The following is a 24,029-nucleotide window of genomic DNA, read 5'->3' on the forward strand; positions in this document are numbered from 1 at the left end:
AGCTAAATCAGCTTTGGAGTTTAATAGCTGAAATCTTAGGAGGCGATTTATCAGATTTCTGAGTCTTGTAAATTCGATAGTTTTTTGACTCTGCAACCTTGTCCACAGAGTAGCTCTTTTCTAGCAATGAAATCCAATCCTGAAATCTATCTTCATTCTCTTCTTTTCGTTGAATTAGCCATCCTCCATTTCCATTTCTCGTAATGTATCGCTTCAAAATCAATGCGCGTGTTTCTGCTGAGATTGGGTACTCCAAAAGCTGGAGAGGGCTAGGTAGCCAAGTATGCTCACGTGATTTCCATATCCCATTTTCAAATATTGCAGGAGGCATTGCTTGGTAACCATAGTAGACAACTGGTGATTCTGCCTCCACATGAGATTCATTAAGCAATGCTCCTAACTCAGTATCGGGGCGCCACAAATCGTTACTGATGGTCCTTGGACTAAACGAAAGATGAGATGGAAAGGGTATGGCCGCTGAGTTCATCCAGATTGATGAAAGCGCAAGCACTAATATTGGGCAACATACTAAAGTAGTGACCATTCTATCCGTTGTGCTAGTGCGAATGACCAATAAAATTGAAAAAACCAATAAGGGGTATAAGGCAACAATGTTGTTGGGGACTGCTCGGCCTAAGTAATAGCTGCTTGTGGACCAGATACAACCTATCGCAGCTATTAATAGAGCGCTCCTGCCATCATACTTGAAATCACTGCTCAATAAATTAAACAGACCGGTTAGTGGTAACGCTAATAACACGACAAAAAACCAGATTGCACTTTTTGTCGTGATGGAAACCGCACCAAACCCAGAGGCATATGCATTGCCATAAAGTGTAAACATCTTTTTATCAGGTAAGTGTCCTAATTTAAGCCAATAAAAAAATGAAATCAGAGACAGTATGAGAATGAATGCAATTGCAGGCTTTCTAATTAACCTTATGTACTCTTTAGCATTTAAATTACCTGAAAGGATACCAATATAAATATACAAAGCTATTGGGGCTAAAAATATAGTAGAGGAATATATCGCACTTTCTGCTGACCAGAGAACCGCAAAGATCCATATATACGTTCCCTTGCTAATATATTTCTGAATTGACTCTTTTTGATAGATAAAGATATAGGAGGCCCAACATAATAGCGCGTAGCAACCTACGAATCTCATTCCACTGGATGATGGGTAAGATCCAGGGCCGACTAGTGAGGTGTCAGAAAAGAAAAAGGCTGAGATTACCAGTAACGTAGCAAGGATTTTTCTTAAGTTACAAACTGTTGTAATGGCGAAGTAAAAAAAGCTAGCACAGGCAAAGAGGATAAAAGCCTGGAAAAAATAGAACGCCTCTAATGCTGAATTTACTGGTATGAGTGAGGGTAGTAAAACAGACAAAAATCCGTACTGAGACGGTGTATCCCATAGCAGCCAACCGCCATCTCTTAACGTTCGGATTGGGCCAACATAATATTCCCAATGGTATGCAATACCTCGGTCAATACCAAAGTAGTCAGAGCGGGCAGATAAAATTAGAAAGATTGCGTATGGAATGTAACTTAGATAAGAATTGGTCTCATTCGCTTTTGATGGGGAAGTTCGTAGAATATCCTTAACTATCACTAGGGATACAATAGCAATTAGTATTAAACCAAAAACTGTATAAACAGGATGCAGATCCAGGACCGACTTCAAGTCAATGAATTTAGGAAGAGTACGCAGCGAATATAGAGTAAGCATCGCGGCTATTAGGCTCTCATAGTTAGCTTTCAAAGCATCTTTTAAAGCACATACACCTCTCAAAATGAAATTTGAAATCTGTTGATTCTTCAGATAAGCAACTGCTGGGATTAACAAGAAAGCAATAGCCCAAACCAACAAAAACATCCATTTGCCAATGCTTGGTGCAAATGCAGATAGCTTGAATCCAATTAAAGTGAATATAATTAGTACTATGAATGTTTTCATGATTTGTAATTTCAAGTGGATTTTTTAACTGACTCGCAGTAATTTTTCACATCTTTGTCTGTGGTCTTTTCTGTTCTGATATATAGGTCTATATCTAATCCATTCAAATTCTTAATTTTGCGAAGTCGACATATAGTCCGATCAGCTACTAATTTATGAATTGATGCGATGATATCTCTCTGACCAGATAGGCGCCCACCACGGAATAATTGTTCGTGTGCCGTAGCCACTTCATCAGGAAGATCGGCAATGATTAACATTGATGGCGGTTTCTCCAAAAGTTCATGCGCTAAAACTTTTGCTTGGTCGTCGCTCATAAAGTCAAACCAACTAACAACTGCTCCTCGATATGGTATTTTTTCTGTCATTTCATAAAAAATTGGCATGTGTGGGTAAACATATATTTCATTTTCAGAACTGTGTTTTCTAACCTCATTGGCTATTTGTTCCATTTTTTTGTATTGGTCTGCTGGAACACAAATCCCCTTGAATAAGCCCTCGCTATTAGCGCAGTTTAAAGCTCTTATATCTGGTGTGATAACACTCCACCAATAGTATGGCGATGAAAATTTGCTACTTATTTGGACTGATGCTATAGAAAAAGAGATGAACAGTGGTACCAGGAGGCCAAACCTAACTTTAGTAAAAAGTGTAAAAAGAATACCAATTGATACACCGTAGCCTAAAAATGCGCTGATTTCAGATAGCCCTGCAGAACTCCCATTTCCAAAGCTAAGCCCTAAACCAAATATAGATAATAAAAATAAATATACATGAAAACTAGTTGGGTTAATGATTAGCAAAACACAAGCTATTATTGAACCTAATATATAGACTCTTAGCGAGTTAGTAATATTAGTTACCAAAATAGTTTGACCTATTTTAGTAACTATATTTAAACCAGTATATTCAGATCCGGCTAAGTAAATATAGGCCATAATCAACAAAAGTATTAATGTAAAGATGGTCGCATACAAAATTGAGTTATGAACTGTTTTGTTTAAGAAAAAACACTCTTTGCTGGTAATCCTAAACAATGTACAGGTAGAGATTTTCTTTAAAAGGATCCATACAAAGGCCGCATATAAAAATAATTTAGTACAACTTATTATGTGCAGGTCTGCAGTCGATAATGTTTTTATGACGGAATTATAGAAAATTACGTTACTTCCACCTTTAGCTTGTTGAGCATTTATAAAAATATCTTGAATTAGCGCATTTAATACCCCATGAGCCCCTAACCAAATAAACATAATTGTTAATGGAACTATAAATCCAGTACTAATCTGAAGTAATAACTTAAAGGATCTGTAAAAGCCTAAATAGATAAAAGACAAAGGCATGGTGACTAAAAACATAGTTAAAATCACGATACCTGCATTAGAGTGTTTTGTTAAAAGTGCTAAAGAAAAAAACAGTCCACTAAAAAACAAACTATAGCTTTTTGTTTCAACCTTAGTGGCGGTGTCAAACTCTGCACTCATTGTCTCAATTAGAAACATTGCACCTAATAGAAGATAAAGAGTTAAGAATTGGGTGAAATCATATCCTATATAAGCATTGCCTGATTGGTAGTAGATCGTTGCCATTACACTTGCTATAACAGCTATCGATCTGGTAAACAATCGTTTAAGAATTAAATACGTAGAAATAGCAATTGAAACGGTTATAACCATTCCAATTAATCTCAGGATAATTAAATGCTCCCCAAATATAGTCTGTATCAACGCCAGTGTTAATGGGTATAACGGGCTGATTAAAAGATGAAAGTCTTTGTATGGAATGTAACCTGCTCTAATAAGATGAGCAAACTCGGAGAACCAACCTTCAGTGATGGGGTAGTATGAAATAACATAAAATAGTTGATATGAAATCAAGCTCAGTGAGATAAGCGCAAAATACTTAAAATCACTGCGTATATCTAATAGTTGATAAGGTTTATCCTTTTTAAATATAAAGCTAGGCAGCAAAGAGCGAGCTAACTGCATCAGGGTTTCCACTAGATTTGATTGAGATTCTAATTTTTTGCTGTTTCTTTTGAGCACAATACAACGAAGTCCTTATTCTCATTGCACTCCACATAGCCCTTTTGCTTTAATTTTTCATAGATTATTTTGAATCGCGCGTTGTTTGAATAATAATCCTGAATGGCGCTGTCGGTTTTTTCATTGATTCCTTGGAAATTATATTTAATGTTCATAATTGTGCTGTCATCGACAATAGCCTTATCTACTATTATTCTCTGATGACTATTTACATAGGCTTTTACGATTAAGCTTATATCCTTAGGCGTGTTCAAATTAGTTGAAACATCTGGGAAGGGGCCAGTAATAGAGTCACCCACAAACATTGCTAGTGCGTTATCTGTTTGACTTAAAACTAAATCATGTTTTTGATACAAAAGCTTAAAGCTTTGAATTTTATCTATGAAGGTTGTAGGTGCGCTGAAGAAGCGACTGATTTCTGTCCTCGTATATTTAACACCACTAAATTTATTGTTCAAATAGTATGATTGCCAACTAACAGTGGCTATTAAAAGTATGAGTATGGAAAGAAATAAGTTGGTTCTCTTGTATATGGAATATCCAATACTTCCATTCCCTCGATCATCATTAAACGTGGAGGCTAGGGACATTAATAAAAATAATGGGCCAATATGATTGCCCCCACCATTCCAAACAACCTTAAAGCTAAGCGTTATTATGATAGCGGTTAGCACTGCCTCTTCAAAACTGTGATTTGATTTTGGGGCGAAAATTAGCTTGTGATTTCTCACTATCAAACTAACCAACATCACAATATAGAGTACGGTAATGAAATTGAACGTACCGGACATCCCGACACCCGCAATATATGAAATGTAATTTTGTTCGCCATTCCCAACGGATGGTAGATATAGCTTTGGAATTATTGCAACACATAAGCCCACGGAGCTTAACGCAAAAATACTCCACTTACGCCAGTACCAAGATACAACACAGAGTGACGATAAGGTAAGTAATGCGTATTCAAAATTATAAATAGAAATGGCAAAGATAAAAAAAGACCAAACTAATAGATTGATGTTTTTATGAGAAATTTGTTGATCGCCATGTCTAGAATACAAATACAAGCAAAAAATAATAGTGGGTAGGTATCTTATAAAGAAAAGAAATGGAGCTAAGACATTTGATACCGCATAAGTTACATAGATAGACAGTATAAAGCCAATCCAGACTGTCAAGCTTACACTTCTGAACCTCATTGTAAGTAGCAAGATAGCAGCGATAGCTATATTAAAAATAACTACAGAAATGAATAAAGAGTCAAATAAACTCAGTCCAGAGATACTTGAAATGATGCTGACAAATGCTAAAGGCCCTAATCCATATTGATTACTGAAAAAATCAGTTACGCTATTTGCTGAATTGATTGTCTGGGCGATGGAGTTATAGTGATGTAAGACTCCGCCTCTAAGTAATTGCACATATAAATGTTTTAAATCTTGATTGTCTTGTTTTGTAAATCGGTCATTTAAGTTTTGCGTGGCAAGTATTTTAAAAATGGATGCTGAGATATCATGATTTAAAAATTTAATCTGCTCTAAAACTTTAATTGATTTAAATTTGTCATCATTAATCTCATCTATGCAATTAACAACACTGTTTTCAGTATTACTTTTATTTTGACTAAAATCGCCTAAAAGACATAGAGCCGAGAGGTTGCCGAAAGTCGACTCCCACTCAAATGTATTTCCATTGAAATTATAATATCCTGCATGCCCCTCTCTTTTTGCTAATCTCATTCTTTGGATATTTATGCTAACTACCTTAGCTTCATCAGGTGTTAGAAGAAATGATTTGAATACATTGTCTAATGTCGATTCATTAACGATTCTGGTCTTGATAAAGTTAATCTCTGCAAGGTTAGGGTAGCTTTCAGAGTTAATATGAGGTGAAGAGCATAAGGGTAAAAAAACAACGAAGAGTGATAGTGAGGCTACTAAAGCAGCAAGGTATTTGGTTTTCACTCTCAGCAAAAGCGATATATTAAATAACCCCCAAATATGAATCATCAAGTACAAAGAGCCTAATGCTACAAATAGCTCATGAATCATCTTATCTGTTAAGGATTTCTTATAAAAAATCATTAAGCATAAGCCAACCGAACACAGTATGAAGCTAAGAGAAGCAAGTGAGGTTAAGTATGGATTTTTATTCAAGTTATAACTTATTCCGATTTTCTGCACATACTTGAATGTTACCAAGCAAGCTACTAAAACCAAAAAACTAACAGTTCTGGAAAGTATATAAAGATTTGCTCCATCCCACCTATCAACCAGTACTTCTGGAGATACAATAAGTGCATTGGGAAGCAATACCATTAGCATAGCAATGAATTCAAGAGCGTAAGAAATGGGTTGGTATTTTAGGTATTGAACTAATTTGTTATTCATTGTTTTACTTATAAATTGATTTCTAATACTTAAAAATTGATTCGCTCACGCTCTACCACGACGGGTCTTCTCTGCACATAATTATGTATAGAGCCTATATATTCACCTAGTATTCCTATAAAAAACATTAATATGCCAAACATAAAAAACATACCGATTACAATCGGTGCGGTGCCCATTGCAAAGGAGTTCCAAAAAACTATCTTTAATATTAGATAAATTAACCCCATCAGAAAGCTTAATGTACCAACTAGGAACCCAGTGATTGCAGCAATACGGATTGGTACTTTTGAGTGGCTAACTATCCCAAGCATCGCAATGTCCCAAAGGGTATAAAAGTTGTTTTTTGAGATACCTTTAATTCTTCTTGGTTGCGTAAAGTTTATCGTTTTAATTTCATATCCAAGTTCACAAATGAGACCTCGCAAAAAAGGATAAGGATCATCAATTTTACGAATCTGGTCTAATACCTTTTTGTCATATAATCCAAAACCAGTTGAGTCTGCGACTAAAGAGATATCAGATATTCCATCTAGAAAACGATAGTAGGCTTTTCTCAAGCTATGAATAAAAACGGAGCTTTTGCTTACAGGCTTAGTCGCCATCACTAATTTATATCCGCTTTCCCAATGGTTAATGAAATCAGGAATCATCTCAGGAGGGTCTTGTAAGTCGGACGCGAGGTAGATCGTAGCAGCTCCGCTGGATTGAAGGATGCCATAGTAGGGTGATCGTATATGGCCAAAATTACGCGTATTGACAATAATTTTGACCATAGGGTCAATTAATGCAAGTTGTTTGAGTTTCTCAACAGTATTATCTACAGAGTGATTGTCAATAAAAATTAACTCGAACTGATACTGTGTCAGTGGGGCAATAGCGGCTTTGATTCTTATGTATAGCTCATCTACATTTTCTTCTTCATTGTAGGTGGGTGTGACGATGCTAAGTAATGTACGTTCAGTCACGGTTTTATTTACCTCTTGGAGTAGCTATAGTAATAAAGTTGCCTAATTTTAGGCCTAAAGAAAGTCCGCCAAAACTTGGCATAGATTTCACATTAAATCCAAATGCCCACAACAAATGTTTAAGTAGGAAACGAATCTCAAAGTAGTTTACAGTTTTGCTTTGCTCTATCACTTCAAAGCCAGCTTTCTCTAGAAGGGTGCGCATGGTCTGAGGGTTGTAAATTTGGGGGTGCTGTAAGCAGAAAGCAGGCCATTTCCAGCCGACTATCTTACGTAACAATGAGGACTCATCGTGAGTAACTAGAAGCAGTCTTGCATCTGGTGTTAGTTTGTTTCTGAGCTCATTTAGAGTGGCCACTGGATCAAGCAAGTGGTCTAATACATGAATAATTACAGCTGTTGATGCCGAGTGGTCAGGCACATGTGAGAACCCAAACATTTCATGAATAACGTGATATTTTTTGCCAGTGACAACTTTTTCAAGTGTGTTTTCTACACTGCGATTTGGTTCAAACAGCCAGTACTCTGAGAAGGCACCTTCATTTGCACAGTTCTCAGTAAATAAGCCAATATCCGGGCCTACTTCAATGAAACCTCCAGCGAGATTGGAGTGTTTTTTTAGGGTATTAAAATATCCTCTCTGGGTTTTTTTTAATGCAGTTAGAGGTACTTCATCCATATTAGGGGGCATCTGACCATATAGACTTTCCAACTGAAGCTCATTAAAAAATACTGGTGCGTACAACATATTGCAATTGGCACAGCGCTTATAAGAGAAAAATAATTTTTCTTTGAAAAATCCGTTCCAATAAGATTCTAATTGCTCATACGTATGGTCCTCTGCCAACTTTTCAGAGGAGATAACTTCGGAGGTATGTGTGTCGCCACAGGCGGGACACGGTCTTTTTATGAATGAGGTCTTGTTCACAATTTTAACTTTTTTGAAATGAATGTAACTTTGCTATACCAGAAATAACTACTAATGATCACTAAAATTGCAAAAGTACTTTGAGCAATGACAGGGTGAATCCCCACCACTTCAACAAGTAATGGCAAGGTTGCAAGATTTAATAAAAAATACGAAAAATGAAAGGTTAAAAACTTTAGGTATTCTTTAATGTTATTGCCTTTTGTGCGAAACACGATATGTTTGTTTGTGAAAAACGCCAGTGTTACGCAAAAAGCCTGACTGATTACCAAAATTTGCAAATATTTAATACCATGCTTTGTCAACAAAAAATATAGCGCAGGAAAAGTAACGAGTCCTACCACTGTATTTAAGCCACCAACTAACAAGAAACGTATTTTTGTTTCATGTTGTGTCCACTTTTGAACCAACAATTGGCAAAGCGTTTGGTAGTTCACTGTGGCTAGTCCTCAACCATTCTGATTATCATATTCTCACGCAACTCTTCTCTAGGAAGAAATGGTGAAAGATCCTCTAATGGAGGTGAAATAATGCGGCCGTCTGGTAAAGGTTTTGACCCTAATTTTGGTGCAAAAGAAAGATTCTCATCAATCATAATTTCACATATGGCAGGACCATTAACTTTCATAGTGGCGTCAATCACTTGAGCCATGTCTGAATGTTGGTCGCATCTCACGTATGGCAAATCAAAAGCCGCACTCAATTTTGAAAAGTCAGGGAAAGTTACTCCACTCTTTGGACCACCACCAACCTCTACTCCATTAAAGAAGTTCCGGTGTGTTTGAAAAATTGATACATATCCACTGTTATTCAGGATAAAAATTTTAATCGGCAACTGACTACCTACAATCGTTTGAAGCTCTTGAAGGTTCATCATAATGCTGCCATCCCCAGCTAAGCATACAATTGTTTTTCCACCAGAGGCTTTGCAAGCTCCTATTGAGCCAGGAAGATCGTATCCCATCGTTGCGCATCCAGAATTGGTCCAAAGGCGCTGACCTTTTTTGAGGTTCGCAGCCTGAAAACTAACAACGCACGCGCTTCCATTTCCGGTCACTACAATTTGATTTTCTTCCAATTTTTCAAAGAGCGACTCCATGAAGCAATAGGGGTTGATTCGGGGGTGTTCCCAATATTCAGGTAAAACGGCAGGATATTTTGCTTGTCTAGCTTTAGCCCAGTTGAGCCAGTTTAGATGATCTTTAGTAGGGCCTGAGTACGACTGATTCGCCAAAATTGGCAAAAAGTCAGTCAGGCTCGCATGAATAGGCATGTCTGCTTTAACTGTTGGTTTTTTAAGTTCATTTTCATCGATATCAACCCATATTTTATAGGCTTCTCTGGCAAATGAGCCCCAGTTGTAGCTGACTTGACGGATATTTAGACGGCTACCAAGAATTACAAGTAAGTCTGAATTTTGGACTACGAAGTTACCAGCTCTATCACCTATTGTACCTGGACGACCTGCATATAAAGGATGCTCGTTCCAGATAACATCATGGGCGTTCCAGCCAGTAACTACGGGTATACCTAATTTTTCAACAATTTTAATAAACGTATCATGTTGACCACTCAACCTGACCCCACCACCAGCAAAGATTACTGGACGTTTGGCTCCTAAAATTTTTTCAAGAACCGCCTTGCTAGCTTGTGTTAGATCCATTTTTTTCCATGGCTCGTCTAACTCTGCAGGGTCGAAACCTTTTAAACTGTCTGGGTCAATTTGAGCGCCTTGAACATTCAAAGGGATATCAAGCCAGCAAGGTCCAGGCCGTCCAGAGGTGGCAAGATAGATTGCTTTTTCAAGATGATAACGAATGCTATTTGGGTCAGTCACCATTACGCAATATTTTGTTATCGGTCTGACTAACTCTTCAATATCAAGCTCTTGGTCGCCATATTGGCGGAGTGGAAGTCCAGTGCTTCTTACGGTTGTCTCCCATTTAACTTGACCTGAAAGTACCAGCATTCCAATAGAATCAACGAAAGCGCCATAAACGCCAGTAATCGCATTGGTGCCGCCGGGCCCAGATGTTACATTCACTACTGGTAGGCGGTTTGTCAGTCTGTAATATGCTTCAGCGCCAATTGCGCATGCCTGTTCATGATGATTAAAAATGCATTCGAGGTCTTTATGAGTTCCAAATGAATGATTTAGGTGCATGGCGCCACCGCCTGTCACCATAAAAACATGCTGAATGTCATGCTCGACAATTTTCTGTGCAACGTAATCTGACAGTTTCATTTATTTCCTTCTTTCCAGCCATTCCACATGGCGGTCCTAAGTATTGCATCATCCAGTGACACAGTGCGTTTTAAACCTAAGTCTTGATTAATTAAATTTGTATCTGGAACATACCGTCCCAAGTTCCAGCCTTTATCCGCTGCCCCCAGAATTTCATATTGGCCGTTTCCAATAAGTTTGGAAATTTTTTCAGCCAGAGAAGCAATCGATACTGATTCATCTGAGCCTAAGTTGTAAGGCTTAATGGATTCGCCTCTTATCAACATGTGCAAAAGCCAAATTGTCAGATCAGAGGCATATAGATATGAACGACATGGTAAACCGTTACCTTTGACGATCACAGGTTTTCCTTGCATTGCATCTTTTATAAAATTGCCAGCTGCAAAGTGGATTCCTAGATCCAAGTATGGCCCTAGCAACGCAAAAATTCTGGCAATACTAATATGAAGTCCGAACTGTTTGGCATAAATTGAACACAGCATTTCAGCTGCGCGCTTACCTTCAGCGTATGCTGCTTTTGGATCTACGGAGTTCGGAGCCCCAGTCCAATCTTCTCGAACATGCTCAATTTCCCATGGCTGTTGACCATAGACTGCCCCTGAGCTTAAAAATAGTGTCCGTGGAATTTTTTTCTCGAGCGCAAAATCTAATACACGTCGTGTACCTGTAAGAATCGTATCGAACATACATCTCGGGTCATTTTCATTCAGTGCAGCACTGGCATCAGTCGCGGCATGAATGATGTGTGTAAACTCACCGTCAGGAAAACTAAAGTTGGCGACATCGCCCGCGAGAAATGTATATTCTGAATAGAGAGCCAAATGCGGTGCTTTAACTGAAAATGCTTCAGGGCGACGAGTTAGTACTGTCACGCGAATATTTAACTCAAGTTTTAGATTTGCTGCACGAATAGCTTCAAGAAGCCAACAACCAATAAACCCAGTTCCTCCAGTCAAGAATATTCGGGAATTACGCAGTGACTCCCAATTTATACCGACGGCATTTATTATATTTGTAATGTCGTTATCGATAGACCAATTACTCATTTTAACATTTCCTCACGACAGCTCTATGCATGATGAGCGCTACAGTTTTCTCAACCTATGCTCTAGTTTTCAATTCAACATCATGCCAGCCTATGTCTTTAAATACGTTCAAATAGGCATTTACAATTTGTCTGAGGGTTGTTTCGTTTTTTTCTACCGATACTAACTTCAATGCACCGTCTGCGTTTGGTATTACGATACGATATGAATTGGTTATATGTTTTTTATCGTTGTTGAATTTTTCAATAATTAAATCTAAATCCAGTCTAGGTAATGTTTTGATTACGCTTTCAGTGCCATAGCCAAGCAATGATTTAACATGGTTCATGAGATGATCAGCAACTTTTAATCCGACCTCAGATAGAGCGCTTTTGGATTTCGCATATTCGATAGAAACTAAAATACCAACACCGACTGCAATTCCATGAGATACGAAAAAGTCTGTACCTGCCTCAATGGCATGTCCGAATGTATGTCCATAGTTCAGTAGTAAGCGTTCCCTTTGGTCAAACTCATCAATTTCAATAAACCATTTTTTTGTTTTGAGTGCGTGCAGAATAACTGCCTGAGCATTCGCTTGGCTGATTTCTGCGCTGGGTGAGTTAAGTAAATATTCTTGAAAGTGGTCATAACTGCGAGCAAAGCATATTTTTGCAGCTTCATATAAGCCACCTACGATTTGTTCATCACTTAAGGTTTCAATAAAGCTCACATCAATCACTACATCTTCAGGAGGATAAAAATTACCTACTAGGTTTTTGTAGCCCAAGACGTTGACAGAGGACTTGCCACCTATGCACGAATCAGCCATCCCTAAAAAGGTTGTTGGCATATAAGTCCAGCTCAACCCTCTCATGAAGATTGAAGCACAAAAAGTACCAATATCCTGAAGTATGCCACCCCCAATGACAACCAGATGGGTCGTCCTGTTGGCACCTAAAGCCCGCATCTGATCAATGATTTGTGGCATCGCTTCGAGCGATTTATTGTTCTCATTTGCAACTACTACGATTCGTTTATTGATGCTTATTGGCAGTCTATTTTCAAGGCAGGCATCAATTATGTAGATTGCCTCAGGATTGCAACTTATTACTTCATTTAATAAATTCTCACCAACTGTTACTTTATAGGCACCAGATGATGAGGTTACTTCAAATGATTCTTGCATGCGAAAATCCTCTATCGGCCTTTATGAATTGGCCAGTGATACCTGTATTTGAACTTGAACACAAAAACTTGATTAATCCACAAATGTCTTCAAGCGTAGGTAGTGAGCCAGTTGGGGTTAGCTCTTCTAACCTTGTAATTTGTCCTGCACTTAAGTTATTTCGTGTCATTGGGGTATCAAGTGCGCCTGGAAGCACAGCATTCACTAGTACCCCATTTTTTCCTAAATCAATTGCTAGTGATTGAACTAATCCTTGCAAAGCTGATTTTGTAACACAATATGAAAGCTTATTTTGTCTGGCTAAATTCTGCCAAATTGAGCTAATAATACATAGGCGAGCATTAGGGGCTAATAAATTTTTGCTAACTAGTGTCTCTAAACTAACTATGATAGACGCAACATTTGCTTCGTACATCTGCATGTGATGGCTTAAGTTGAAATCAAGAATGCTGTCATTCATATTCATTCCGTGCGCCCATACCACTGAGTCAACGCTTTGGTCAGGAATTCCGAAAAATGCATATTCTTTTTCAGTGTTTATATCCCATTCAAGCCAATTGCATTTGTCCGAAATGTTTTCTTCGATTGGTCTGCGACTTACAGCTGTGACTTGATACCCATCAGCGACAAATGATTTGCAAATTGCAGTTCCTATCGAGCCAGTGGCGCCAAAAACTAGGATATGACCCATAGGCGTTATGTTTTCTGATGCTATCACCCAACTAATCTCATTTCTTTTAAATCATCCCAACGCTTTTCAAGCATCTCGATTCTATCAGCGTCTTCTTTATGAATGTCACCATAATAGTCACGTTTATTTCTGAGCCACAATAACTCAAAAAACACAGTTTCTTTTAATCCGTCTGACATATTGGGATTATCAAGTGCGGCTGCTGAAAATATTACTTTTCTAGTTTCAAACCGTGTCAGTTTTACTTGATTAATAATATTTAATTCGCGTAATGAGTCTATTGATACAGCACCACCTACCACTAAATCCAAATTATTGTTTTTGCAAGCTTCCGCCGTGGCAACAATGTAGTTTGTAATGTCTGAACTATCTATAGCTTTGCGCCCCAAACCTAAAGAGCCTGCAAAATCAACTCGACCAAAAACAATGCCTTTAACTCCGCCTTCTGCTTTCGCTACTTTAACCATTTCATCAAGGGAGTCAAAGGTGGTTTTTGTCTCTAAATTAAACAGAAAGTCTGTGTATTCCTGTTGGTCCGGAGCGTAGACCTTGTTCTTAGCCTCAACGAATTTTTTAAGTGCATAAGGAGTTTCAACCATTGGTGCAATAATATATTCCACTCCAAATTGCTTGCTTTCAAACAAGTCTCTTACTGCTTCACACCCGCCAATTTTCAGACCAACACTTAAATCAGCACGTCTAGCTAGATCGATAAGCCTTAACAACTCATCTGTCCTAGTTCCTTCTGCTTCAAACTCAGCTTTGACCGAAACCGCTCCGTATTCTTGTTTCAGTTTTTTTAAAATATCCAGCATTTGCTTTTCACAACGATTCATATCTTTTACACCTTTAGTTTAATTCTTAATTAAATACCTTAATTTATATGATTATTAACTTTGGTAATCGGCGATTTCATTTAAACAATATGCGTGCATGTTTTCGTTGTTGAGGTGTGCTTGATGCCAGCCAACAATTCTTGATATGGCAATTTCTGAACTCCATTTGGGATACCAATTAAGCTTTGCTTTCGCTTTTGAGCAATCAAGCTTGAGATAATTGGCCTCATGTATTGAACTGTCTTCTTGGATGATGAAGCTTGCCCCTTGCCCCCATTTGTCGACCAATAATTGAGTTATCCAAGCAACATTTCTTGCATCGTTGTCATCAGGTCCGAAATTCCATGCTTCTGCATATAGCCCGTTAGATTCATACAGCTTTTGAGCCAAAAGCATGTATCCATTAAGTGGTTCGAGTACATGCTGCCATGGCCTAATGGCGTGGGGGCTTCGTATTTTTACAGACTCACTTTTAATAATGGCACGTAAAATGTCTGGCACTAGTCTGTCTTCGGACCAATCTCCTCCTCCAATCACATTCCCAGCTCTTGCAGTGGCTAAAGAAATACCATGAGATTTATAGTTATCAGGATTCATGAAGGAAGATCTGTATGCGGCACTAACTAACTCAGCACAACCTTTACTATTGCTGTATGGATCATAGCCACCCATGGCCTCATTCTCACGATAGCCCCAATGCCACTCTTTATTTTCATAACATTTGTCACTGGTTACACATACAATAGATTTTAATGATTTTTGTGTTCTAGCTGCTTCAAGAACATGTACCGTCCCCATCACATTTGTTTCATAGGTTTCTACTGGGTTACGATATGAATATCGCACTAAGGGTTGGGCGGCAAGATGTAAAATTATTTCTGGATCTGCGGCATCCATTGCATTCTTAACATCATCAAAATTTCTTATGTCGCCAAAAACGGAACTCATATTTTTGACCACATCTGCCACAGTAAACAAATTTGGGGTGGTATTCGGAGGAAGTGCAAACCCTGTAACCTCAGCTCCCAGAGATTGGAGCCATAGACATAACCAGCTCCCCTTAAAACCTGTATGGCCAGTGACAAAAACTCGTTTACCTCGCCAAAAATTTAGATTCATTTCCAAATCTTCCATGGTGCTTGACCTGTTTGCCACAAATCTTCTAAAAGTTGTTTGTCTCTTAAGGTGTCCATTGGTTGCCAAAAACCGGAGTGTTCAAAAGCAGCAAGTTCGCCCGCTGCAGCTAGCTTCTCTAAAGGCTCCTTCTCCCAGATCGTATTGTCATCATCAATATATTCGAGCACTTGCGGTGAAAGCACAAAAAAGCCACCATTGATTAAGGCACCATCACCCTTAGGTTTCTCTCTGAAGCTTTTTACTTCTTGATTATGAATTTCCAGCGCCCCAAACCTACCAGGTGGATAGGTGGCCGTAATTGTGGCTTTTTTACCCATTTGATTATGAAAGTTAATCAAATGGGTAATGTTTATATTGGACACACCATCACCATAGGTCATGCAGAACGCATCTTCATCTTGCACATAAGAGAGTACTCTTTTTAATCGCCCACCAGTCATGCTGGCATCACCGGTATCTACCAGTGTGACTTTCCAAGGCTCAGCATAGCGTTGGTGAACCTCCATTGTGTTATGCTCCATATCGATGGTTACATCTGACATGTGTAAAAAGTAATTGGCAAAATACTCTTTAATTACATAGCCTTTATACCCACAACAAATAACAAAATCATTGATGCCATATGCTGAATATAACTTCATGATGTGCCAAAGTATTGGTTTTCCGCCAATCTCAACCATTGGTTTCGGTTTGATTGATGTCTCTTCACTAATTCTAGTGCCTAGGCCGCCCGCTAATATGACTGCTTTCATTTTGTTTTATAGGGATATTAAAAATCACCGATTATAAACAAAATCTGAACTTTTTTAGATCCCTTTAACTGATTGGAGTTAATTAATTTTCTTGACTTCTTTATTCTGGACGACTATCAGGTTCGTTCCAACCCTAAAGTTTAGATGCCAACATCGCCTTAATATTTGCCATCTTACTCTTGCCATAATCTTTACTCAGTACCTGATCTGGCCCATTAAACGGATTACCGAAGTGTTTCACATCGTCTTTGGGCAATTCAGCGATGAATCTGCTAGGCTCGCAGGCTTGCATCTCCCCCGCGCGTTTGCGCTTTTTGCACCAGGTGATGTTGAGTGATTTTTGGGCGCGGGTGATGCCTACATACATGAGTCGGCGTTCTTCTTCAATCTGGTCAGCGTCGATGGAGTTGGTGTGTGGCAGGATGCCTTCTTCACAGCCGATCAGAAACACATGGCCGTATTCCAGTCCTTTTGAGGCGTGCAGGGTAGAGAGTTTGACGGCATCCGGTTCGCCGTCTTCGCGGCCTTCTAGCATGGTGATGAGCGAAACCAGTTGTGTCAGTTCGATGAGGTTTTTACCGTCCGATTCATGGCCGAACTCGGTCGAGGCTTCGCCTTTTTTGCTGAGCCAGGCGACGAATTCTTGTACATTTCCCCAGCGCGTCTCGGCAGATCTGGCTTCTTCACCGTCGTACAGATAGCTTTCATACTGGATGGCGGTGAGTAAATCGCTGAGCACTTCGTTAGCAGGGTCTTTGACAGCACGGCCTTGCAGTGTTTGGATAAAGCGGCAGAAGGTTAGCAGGTCATCGAGCTGTTTGGCGCCGACCTCATGCTGAAAGCCACCTTCAAAGGCGGCGGCAAACAATGACATCTTGTGTGCGCTGGCGTATTCGCCCAATCGCTCCAGCGTGGTGTTGCCTATGCCTTTTTTCGGCGTGGTGGCGGCACGGATAAAGGCAGGATCATCATCTTCGTTCATGATCAGGCGCAGATAGCTGATGATGTCTTTGATCTCAGCCTTGTCAAAAAATGATTGGCCCCCCGAAATTGTGTAGGGGATTTTGTGGTTACGCAGAAACTGCTCGATGATGCGTGCCTGATGGTTGCTGCGGTAGAGAATGGCGTAGTCTTTGTAAGTCGTACGATGCTCGAATTTGTGTGCTTGCAGCTTCATCACCACGGTTTCTGCTTCGTGCTCTTCACTTTGCGTCGCCGTGACGTGGATCAGGTCGCCGGTGCCGAGTTCGCTCCATAGTTTTTTCTCAAACAGTTTGGGGTTGTTGGCAATGACGTGGTTGGCCGCGCGCAAAATCCGCACGGTAGAGCGGTAGTTTTGTTCGAGCTTGATCACCTTGAGTTTGGAAAAGTCTGTGGTCAACTGACGCAAGTTTTCCACGTCGGCACCACGCCAGCCATAAATCGCCTGGTCATCGTCGCCTACGGCGGTGAATTGTGCTCTCAGGCCGGTTAGCTGTTTAATCAGCTTGTACTGGCAAGCATTGGTATCCTGATATTCATCCACGAGTAGGTAGTGCAACTTGCGTTGCCATTTTTCCAGCATTTCACTGTGCTGATCAAACAGCTCCACCGGCACCTTGATCAGGTCATCAAAGTCTACCGCCTGATATGCGCGCAGGGTTTGCTGATAAAGCTGATACACCCGGGCTGCGGCATGGGTGAGCTCTTCATCGGCTTGTGATTTGGCCTGATCCGGGCTGATAAAGTCATTCTTCCAACTGGAGATTTGCCATTGTGTTTTGCGCAAGAGTTGCTTGTCGGTGGTCGCTAAAATATCACTGAGGATTTTAAAGCTGTCCGAGGCGTCCAGAATGGAGAATTGCGGTTTATAGCCGAGCAGCGCCGCTTCCTGGCGCAAAATCTGCAAGCCTAGCGAGTGAAAAGTGGTGACGGTAAGTCCCTTGCCACTTTTGCCTTCCAGCAAGGGGGTCACGCGTTCCTGCATCTCACGCGCGGCCTTGTTGGTAAAGGTGATCGCTGCGATTTGATGACCCTGGTAACCCGCCTGGTTGATCAGGTAGGCAATTTTCTGGGTAATGACGCGGGTTTTACCACTGCCAGCGCCTGCCAGTACCAGCAATGGGCCGTCAAGATAGTGAATCGCTTCACGCTGGGGAGGATTTAACAGATGCTGCATGAGCGGATTGATAAAACGTGTTTCAGTACAAAGTGGAGAATAATGGGAAAGCAGACAATTATTAGCCTAGATGGACTATTCAACCCTTTCATTTATATGGGTATAGTCCTGTAACCATAGTATGATGTTTCTTCAGGTTAACTAACTTTGTCCGTCCCTGTGTTTGATCTCAATAGCGCCATTCTATCATCAATTGGACTCACCCTAACGCTGGTTCTGGTCTTGATGATTTCTGGGGCCTATCAGCAGCGCCGCCTGATCATGGGTTGGGTGCGAGGCTTGCTCATTTTTGCCTGTGGACTGGCCGTGTATTTCTTTTCTCAAACTAGCCTCATCATCGGACCACAAAGTATCTATATTGCGGCGGCGGTGACTCTGGTGGCACAAGGCTTGAGTCAGCTCGTCAATGGGATACGCATGTTCAGGGGGTATCGCGTTTACCGCTATTGGACCTTGCTCGTGATTACAACCTTGCTGGCCTGCAATGCCGTGATGTTGAACATGCATATTTCCAATCGCTGGCTGCTACTGAGTAATTTAGCCGTTTTGCTCTGGATATTTGCCTACGGCAGCCGCAGTTTAGTGGGGCATGGAAAAGATTTTGTCGCCAATATCTTTTGGCTGTGTTGTAGTCTGTTTGCCATGGTTGGCTTGATCCTGGCCATTGTCGCAGTCAAGGTTGGCCTGGCGGATCAGGCGAGTCTCGATGGTTTTGGCGACTGGAGTATCCATGCTTATCTGGTGTCCTTTTTCATGCTGGTCATCACGGCGGTGGTGAGCTTGCTGTTGTTGGTTATGCATGTCAAGGCACAAGCCGGTTTGCAGGCGATTGCGACGCTGGATGGCCTGACTGGGGTGCTGAATCGGCGTGGCCTGCAAGAAGCCGCCAGTCGCATGCAGGCGGTTTCGCAACGCATTCAGCTCCCCATGGGCATGCTGATTGTCGACCTGGATTATTTTAAAAAGGTGAATGATGTGTATGGTCACCTGGTGGGCGATGTGGTGCTTAAGTCTTGCGCCGAGACCATACGTGCCGCCTTGCGTGGCGGCGATGTCATCGGGCGCTATGGTGGTGAGGAGTTCTGCATCCTGATGCCCAACACCGGTGAGCAGGAGGCCATGGTGCTGGCAGAGCGCATCCGCCGGATTATTGAGGTGACGCCCGTGAGCATTGCCGGCGTGGAGAGCATGAGTCGTGAGACCCAGGCGATTAAATGTACGGTCAGTGTGGGGGCAGTGAGTTCAGAAACCATGGGCTATGTGATTGATGCCTTGTTTGCAGCGGCAGACCAGAATCTCTACCGTGCCAAGCAAAACGGCCGCAACCGTATTGTGAGCAATATAGAGCAATTGCTTGATAAGTCCCCAGTGAAAGGTAAACCTGCGAAACGGCATGCCAGCGTGATTGCCTAACTTCAGAGCGCTCCTGCCGTTGACGTAGACTTTACGCTTGGTCTGATTCAGAGGCGGGTATTTCTTCCTGAACCGGACTACTTTGTTGCTCAGCCGCTTGTGCCAGCATTTCGGCTCGGCTTTGCGGGGACTCCAGGCTGACGCGGCCAATGGCGCCACTTCGATAGTCTGTGAGCAAGGCCATCGCTGTGCGCTCCATATCCCACTCTCCATCATTGCGTTTGTAGCTTCTGCGTTTGGCAATGGCTTGCAATAAGTCGATGCCATCTATTTCAGCCACATTCAGCTTCATCACGTCCAGCTTGTAGCGTGTATTCATGAGCGCTGGATATTGCTTCAACAACACATTGCCCAAAAACTCAGCCACATCCTCATCAATTACTGCATTGCGGCCAATCGCATGGCTGGCGGCCAGCATATAACCGTCTGAGGCGTGTTCGATTTTGGGCCACATCATGCCCGGCGTATCCGTGATGTTGAGGCTGTCGCTCAGTTCGAAACGTTGCTGGCTTTTGGTCACGGCCGGTTCATCGCCGACCTTGGCTGCACGCCGGTTGAGCAGGGCATTCATCAAGGTGGATTTGCCGACGTTGGGAATCCCCATAATCATCATGCGTAAAGGTTTCAGCGGCGTGCCGCGATGCGGGGCCAGTTGGCGGCATAGACCTGGGATTTTTTTTGCATCACCGGGCTTTTTGCAGGAGAGGGCAACCGCTTTCGTATTGGGCTGGCTGTTAAAGTAATTCAACCAGGCTTGCGTCACATTCGGATCAGCCAGATCGGCTTTGTTGAGGATTTTGAGGTTAGGGCGCTGGCGGAAGTTACGCATTTCCTCAATCATGGGGTTGTGGCTGGCGGCGGGTACGCGGGCGTCCAGCACTTCAATGACGACATCAATGTGTTCCAGTGTCTCTTCTGCTTTTTTGCGGGCAGAAGTCATGTGCCCCGGAAACCATTGTATCGCCATATTTTTGCTCCATGCTTAACTCAAAAAATACGGGTTCAATGTCTTTGCCGTACCCGGTTGTGTGAGGGAACTCTATGCCGTTATCAGCTGCGCACCTCACCATCAAGCGCGTATTTTAACATTTAAGCGGCCAGCCACTAAATACGATTGTCTTTTTAGCGATTACTTCCAGCTGTAACCCAGCGTAAACAGCGCGCGCGTATCGCCTTTACGCCGTTCATCGACAGGGCGGCTGTCATAGTTATAGTCAACTTGTGTAGAGGCACTCAAGCCGAAAATAAACGGAAAACGCAAGCCGGTGGAGCTGTAAAGCAGGATTTGTGACGGCGAGTTCGGCGTGTAAGTGACTTCATGCCGGTGGAATGCTTGCACAAATGAATCAAACAGGTATTGGTTATAGTTGACCGCCCAACGCAAGGCCGCATGATTCTCGTTACTTTCCTCGTAATAATCCTGGGTGATGTATGACAGACCACCTTCCAGTGAAAGATTGCGTTTTTCGCTTTCAAAAAACTGGTAACCCGTACCCACACTGTAGGTGCTACGCAAGCGAATGTCGCGGAAGCGGTCTTTTTCCTGAATCGTGTTCAAGTAGCCGTACCATTTTTTTGTGAAAAAGTGATCGTACTGACCACGGACTCGCCCATTATTCTGAGTCTGGCGATCTTTATCTGCAGCCCAATAGTAGTAGCCCTGTACGGTATAGCGCGTATCAAAGCCGCGCAAAATCGACTCGCCATTAAACTGCATGTTGCGGTTTTTACTGTTACCGTTGTTAAAGGCACCACCCAGGCTCATGTTCCCGGTCCAGACATAGCCTTCGCCAATCAGATCCAGGGTCGGATTGATGTAATGAATTTCGCCGAGTTCAGTGTCCACCAGCCGTGTATTCGTTTCCTCATCCAGAATGACCTGCCCCTCAGTACTGTGTATCAAACGTCCGGTAACGATACTGCCATCTGATAGCTGCATCAGGATAGACTTTTCCGCATCAATGCTGTGGATGTCATCCCAGTTGATTTTAATCTCGTCTGCATAGCTGGTTTTAAAGGTGAGCTTGTTTGAGATTTTGACGCCTAGCGTCCCGGTGATTTTGTCCCCGTTTTTGAGCCATACCGTATCTGCTTGCGCCAGATGCGTCGTTAGCAGGAGCAGTAACAAGGCCCATTGCAACCATCGCCACGGTTGTGATGGCGCGGTGTAGGATAGATATCGGCGTGCCTGAAGCATGGATTGTTGCGGCATAGGTACTACTCCCTGATTCGATTGAACAACAGCGCTGCGTGGCAGCGGATTGAATGCAGCGGTTGCGCTGCAAAGGCGGGTGTTTTTTATAAAACTGACCACCCTGTCTCTTACATGATTGCAAAACCAGCCTGAGAGTTCCCGCTAAAATGGGACTCAAAGACTGTAGCAGACGCACTTAGGCACATGCCGTTCATCTCATGCGATTAAACTCACGTGCCGTCAAACAATTGTGCTGTTAAACTGGCGTATTAGCATTTTAAAGTAGTCCGCAACATGGTCCAAACATTATTGCCCCCCGAGGTCAGGCCTGGCCAATCCTTGCCCTTATTGCAGGCTTTACATATCCTCACCCGCGACGGTAAGCTCAATCAGGATAGCCGCCGCAAACTCAAGCAGGTCTATCATCTGGTCAACTTTATCGAACCGCTGATGCAGGCGGTGATGGAAAAACAACCTTCGCCCGTCTTGGTTGATCACGGCGCCGGCAAATCTTACCTGGGCTTTATTTTGTATGACTTGTTGCTGAAACAGCATCAGGCAGGCCAGGTGATTGGCATTGAGAGCCGCGGTGAATTGATTGAAAAGTCGCGCCAACTGGCGCAAGCATGCGACTTTAGCCGCATGCAGTTTGAGCATTTGACAGTAGCAGAAGCCATGCAGTCCGCGCAACTGCCAGAACAGGTTGATATTGTGACGGCCTTGCATGCCTGCAACACCGCCACCGATGATGCGATTGCGTTTGGCTTGCAAAAGCAGGCACAGTTTATGGTATTGGTGCCTTGTTGTCAGGCGGAGGTGGCTGAAGCGCTACGGCAACATAAAGCTGAGGCCTTATCAAAAACTTTTTTAAGTGAGTTGTGGCGTCATCCTATCCATACGCGTGAGTTCGGCAGCCAGGTGACCAATGTGCTGCGCTGCCTTGCGCTGGAAGCGCATGGCTATCAGGTGACCGTGACCGAGCTGGTAGGCTGGGAGCATTCTATGAAAAATGAACTGATCATTGCCAAGTATACTGGCCAGCGTAAACGCAGCGCGCGTGAGCGCGGCTTGCAATTGCTGGAGCAGTTACATTTGTCTGGCCTTGCGCCAAGGTTTCACTTTTAGCATTTGTTTTTAGGCTACGCTCAGTCAGGCGCAGATAAAAAAACCTCTGACACTGGGAGAGTATCAGAGGTGAATGGAGCTAATGCTTTGCCCCAGGGAAGAGACGTTATGCGCCTAACTAGAAGCGCTTGCCGAAACCCAGGCTGATCACCCATGGATCGATATCCAGGTCATCAATTTTTGTCCAGGCGTTGCCATTGAGCGGGTTTTGCATTTTTACGGTGGTATTCATCCAGATGTATTTCACATCCGCGTTCAGCAGCCAGCCATCCTTAAGGTTAACATCCAGACCAGCCTGCAAGGCAGGACCAAAGCTGTCACGGTCAATTTTGATTTTTTGACCTGCTAATGGGCCTTGACGCAGGTCGAGGCGGCGGTCCAGCATAAAGGTTGCGTTAATCCCGGCGCCGACATAGGGGTCAAAGGTTTGGTCGGGGTTAAAGTGCCATTGTGCGGTTAAGGTTGGCGGTAAAGCATCAATGCTACCCAGTAATTGATTGGTGACGGTAGTGCCTGAGTCTTTGGTGATGCTGACATCGTGCTTGGAGCCCAGCGCCAGAATCAGTTCTGTCGCAATGTTTTTGGTCCAGTAGTAGCTAATGTCCAGCTCAGGAATAGTATTGCTGTCCGCTTTTAATTCTGCACCGCTAGACATCGCGCCTGCCGCAATATTTTTGTTTACATATTTGCCCAGATCGCTACTTTCGTTCGGGCTGATATTGGTGGCGCGCAGGCGGATAACCCAGTCGCCTTGTTCTGCCTGAACATTGAGGGCTGGCAATAAAGCAGCCAACATTAAACTGATTGCGGTTTTTTTCATTGTGATCACTCCATTAGTGCATTGAACTTGAATGCATTGTAGGTCAGCAAGTCAGGCCGTATATTGATGCAGGTCAACTGGATTGGATTTGCCTAAAACGCCGTGCAAAAAGCAAAGCGCACGCATGGAGTGATAAAAAAACCAGTCCTCAGA

At 42.4% G+C, this 24,029-nt stretch carries 19 protein-coding genes; 2 read left to right on the top strand and 17 right to left on the bottom strand.

The features are described 5' to 3' along the window. Positions 1-7: 7 nt before the first annotated feature. The 14 genes from ACT53G_RS02850 to ACT53G_RS02915 form a co-directional block, all read right to left on the bottom strand. Entirely contained in the window at positions 8-1,975 is a 1,968-nt protein-coding gene (locus ACT53G_RS02850; protein ID WP_476168643.1) for a hypothetical protein, read from the bottom strand. Next, a complete protein-coding gene (locus ACT53G_RS02855) occupies positions 1,972-3,948 on the bottom strand; it encodes an ArnT family glycosyltransferase (RefSeq protein ID WP_476168644.1) in 1,977 nt (658 codons plus the stop codon). Before ACT53G_RS02855 ends, ACT53G_RS02850 begins: the two co-directional genes overlap by 4 nt. 29 nt (positions 3,949-3,977) lie before the next feature. After that, a complete protein-coding gene (locus ACT53G_RS02860; RefSeq protein ID WP_476168645.1) occupies positions 3,978-6,395 on the bottom strand; it encodes a hypothetical protein in 2,418 nt (805 codons plus the stop codon). Between the two features lie 29 nt (positions 6,396-6,424). Further along, complete coding sequence (locus tag ACT53G_RS02865; protein WP_476168646.1) at positions 6,425-7,363, bottom strand: glycosyltransferase family 2 protein; 939 nt, start codon at positions 7,361-7,363, stop codon at positions 6,425-6,427. Positions 7,364-7,367: 4 nt separating this feature from the next. Next, complete coding sequence (locus ACT53G_RS02870; protein ID WP_476168647.1) at positions 7,368-8,291, bottom strand: class I SAM-dependent methyltransferase; 924 nt, start codon at positions 8,289-8,291, stop codon at positions 7,368-7,370. After that, positions 8,288-8,728: a GtrA family protein gene (locus tag ACT53G_RS02875; RefSeq protein WP_476168648.1), complete on the bottom strand. Its 441-nt coding sequence runs from the start codon at positions 8,726-8,728 to the stop codon at positions 8,288-8,290. The genes ACT53G_RS02870 and ACT53G_RS02875 overlap by 4 nt, the downstream gene beginning before the upstream one ends. 5 nt (positions 8,729-8,733) lie before the next feature. Beyond that, complete coding sequence (locus tag ACT53G_RS02880; RefSeq protein ID WP_476168649.1) at positions 8,734-10,536, bottom strand: thiamine pyrophosphate-binding protein; 1,803 nt, start codon at positions 10,534-10,536, stop codon at positions 8,734-8,736. Beyond that, on the bottom strand, positions 10,533-11,582 hold the full coding sequence (locus tag ACT53G_RS02885) for an NAD-dependent epimerase/dehydratase family protein (RefSeq protein WP_476168650.1): 1,050 nt from the start codon (positions 11,580-11,582) through the stop codon (positions 10,533-10,535). The genes ACT53G_RS02880 and ACT53G_RS02885 overlap by 4 nt, the downstream gene beginning before the upstream one ends. A 55-nt stretch (positions 11,583-11,637) precedes the next feature. Beyond that, complete coding sequence (locus ACT53G_RS02890) at positions 11,638-12,750, bottom strand: 3-dehydroquinate synthase (RefSeq protein ID WP_476168651.1); 1,113 nt, start codon at positions 12,748-12,750, stop codon at positions 11,638-11,640. After that, the gene (locus ACT53G_RS02895; protein WP_476168652.1) at positions 12,734-13,441 is read right to left on the bottom strand and encodes an SDR family NAD(P)-dependent oxidoreductase; all 708 of its coding nucleotides are present in this window, start codon (positions 13,439-13,441) and stop codon (positions 12,734-12,736) included. The genes ACT53G_RS02890 and ACT53G_RS02895 overlap by 17 nt, the downstream gene beginning before the upstream one ends. 23 nt (positions 13,442-13,464) lie before the next feature. Next, positions 13,465-14,277 carry an aldolase/citrate lyase family protein gene (locus ACT53G_RS02900; protein WP_476168653.1) on the bottom strand — a complete coding sequence of 271 codons (813 nt, stop codon included), beginning with the start codon at positions 14,275-14,277 and terminating at the stop codon, positions 13,465-13,467. A gap of 54 nt (positions 14,278-14,331) precedes the next feature. Next, entirely contained in the window at positions 14,332-15,411 is a 1,080-nt protein-coding gene (gene rfbG / locus ACT53G_RS02905) for a CDP-glucose 4,6-dehydratase (protein ID WP_476168654.1), read from the bottom strand. Next, positions 15,393-16,166 (bottom strand): glucose-1-phosphate cytidylyltransferase, encoded by a 774-nt coding sequence (gene rfbF, locus ACT53G_RS02910; RefSeq protein ID WP_476168655.1) that lies wholly within the window; start codon positions 16,164-16,166, stop codon positions 15,393-15,395. The genes rfbG and rfbF overlap by 19 nt, the downstream gene beginning before the upstream one ends. Before the next feature lie 133 nt (positions 16,167-16,299). After that, complete coding sequence (locus ACT53G_RS02915) at positions 16,300-18,324, bottom strand: UvrD-helicase domain-containing protein (RefSeq protein WP_476168656.1); 2,025 nt, start codon at positions 18,322-18,324, stop codon at positions 16,300-16,302. Positions 18,325-18,549: 225 nt separating this feature from the next. On the opposite strand from ACT53G_RS02915, the gene ACT53G_RS02920 reads away from it, so the two are divergent. After that, positions 18,550-19,737 carry a GGDEF domain-containing protein gene (locus ACT53G_RS02920; RefSeq protein ID WP_228518704.1) on the top strand — a complete coding sequence of 396 codons (1,188 nt, stop codon included), beginning with the start codon at positions 18,550-18,552 and terminating at the stop codon, positions 19,735-19,737. Between the two features lie 31 nt (positions 19,738-19,768). On the opposite strand, the gene ylqF is transcribed toward ACT53G_RS02920, so the two are convergent. Then, entirely contained in the window at positions 19,769-20,704 is a 936-nt protein-coding gene (ylqF, locus tag ACT53G_RS02925) for a ribosome biogenesis GTPase YlqF (protein ID WP_313988877.1), read from the bottom strand. Positions 20,705-20,866: 162 nt separating this feature from the next. Continuing rightward, positions 20,867-21,865 (bottom strand): DUF481 domain-containing protein, encoded by a 999-nt coding sequence (locus tag ACT53G_RS02930; RefSeq protein WP_275354967.1) that lies wholly within the window; start codon positions 21,863-21,865, stop codon positions 20,867-20,869. A gap of 360 nt (positions 21,866-22,225) precedes the next feature. On the opposite strand from ACT53G_RS02930, the gene ACT53G_RS02935 reads away from it, so the two are divergent. Further along, a complete protein-coding gene (locus ACT53G_RS02935; protein WP_476168657.1) occupies positions 22,226-23,056 on the top strand; it encodes a class I SAM-dependent methyltransferase in 831 nt (276 codons plus the stop codon). A 118-nt stretch (positions 23,057-23,174) separates the two neighbouring features. Here the strand turns inward: ACT53G_RS02935 and ACT53G_RS02940 are convergent, their stop codons facing one another. Further along, positions 23,175-23,876: an OmpW/AlkL family protein gene (locus ACT53G_RS02940; RefSeq protein WP_194746891.1), complete on the bottom strand. Its 702-nt coding sequence runs from the start codon at positions 23,874-23,876 to the stop codon at positions 23,175-23,177. Positions 23,877-24,029: the final 153 nt, after the last annotated feature.

The organism is Methylophilus sp. DMC18, assembly GCF_056314005.1.

Bases quoted from the DNA above. Each gene is read 5' to 3' on its own strand.
- ACT53G_RS02855 (WP_476168644.1), bottom strand. From the start codon at position 3,948: ATGCAGTTAGCTCGCTCTTTGCTGCCTAGCTTTATATTTAAAAAGGAT.
- ACT53G_RS02860 (WP_476168645.1), bottom strand. From the start codon at position 6,395: ATGAATAACAAATTAGTTCAATACCTAAAATACCAACCCATTTCTTAC.
- ACT53G_RS02880 (WP_476168649.1), bottom strand. From the start codon at position 10,536: ATGAAACTGTCAGATTACGTTGCACAGAAAATTGTCGAGCATGACATT.
- ACT53G_RS02885 (WP_476168650.1), bottom strand. From the start codon at position 11,582: ATGAGTAATTGGTCTATCGATAACGACATTACAAATATAATAAATGCC.
- ACT53G_RS02890 (WP_476168651.1), bottom strand. From the start codon at position 12,750: ATGCAAGAATCATTTGAAGTAACCTCATCATCTGGTGCCTATAAAGTA.
- ACT53G_RS02895 (WP_476168652.1), bottom strand. From the start codon at position 13,441: ATGGGTCATATCCTAGTTTTTGGCGCCACTGGCTCGATAGGAACTGCA.
- ACT53G_RS02900 (WP_476168653.1), bottom strand. From the start codon at position 14,277: ATGAATCGTTGTGAAAAGCAAATGCTGGATATTTTAAAAAAACTGAAA.
- rfbG (WP_476168654.1), bottom strand. From the start codon at position 15,411: ATGGAAGATTTGGAAATGAATCTAAATTTTTGGCGAGGTAAACGAGTT.
- rfbF (WP_476168655.1), bottom strand. From the start codon at position 16,166: ATGAAAGCAGTCATATTAGCGGGCGGCCTAGGCACTAGAATTAGTGAA.
- ACT53G_RS02915 (WP_476168656.1), bottom strand. From the start codon at position 18,324: ATGCAGCATCTGTTAAATCCTCCCCAGCGTGAAGCGATTCACTATCTT.
- ACT53G_RS02920 (WP_228518704.1), top strand. From the start codon at position 18,550: ATGATTTCTGGGGCCTATCAGCAGCGCCGCCTGATCATGGGTTGGGTG.
- ylqF (WP_313988877.1), bottom strand. From the start codon at position 20,704: ATGGCGATACAATGGTTTCCGGGGCACATGACTTCTGCCCGCAAAAAA.
- ACT53G_RS02935 (WP_476168657.1), top strand. From the start codon at position 22,226: ATGGTCCAAACATTATTGCCCCCCGAGGTCAGGCCTGGCCAATCCTTG.
- ACT53G_RS02940 (WP_194746891.1), bottom strand. From the start codon at position 23,876: ATGAAAAAAACCGCAATCAGTTTAATGTTGGCTGCTTTATTGCCAGCC.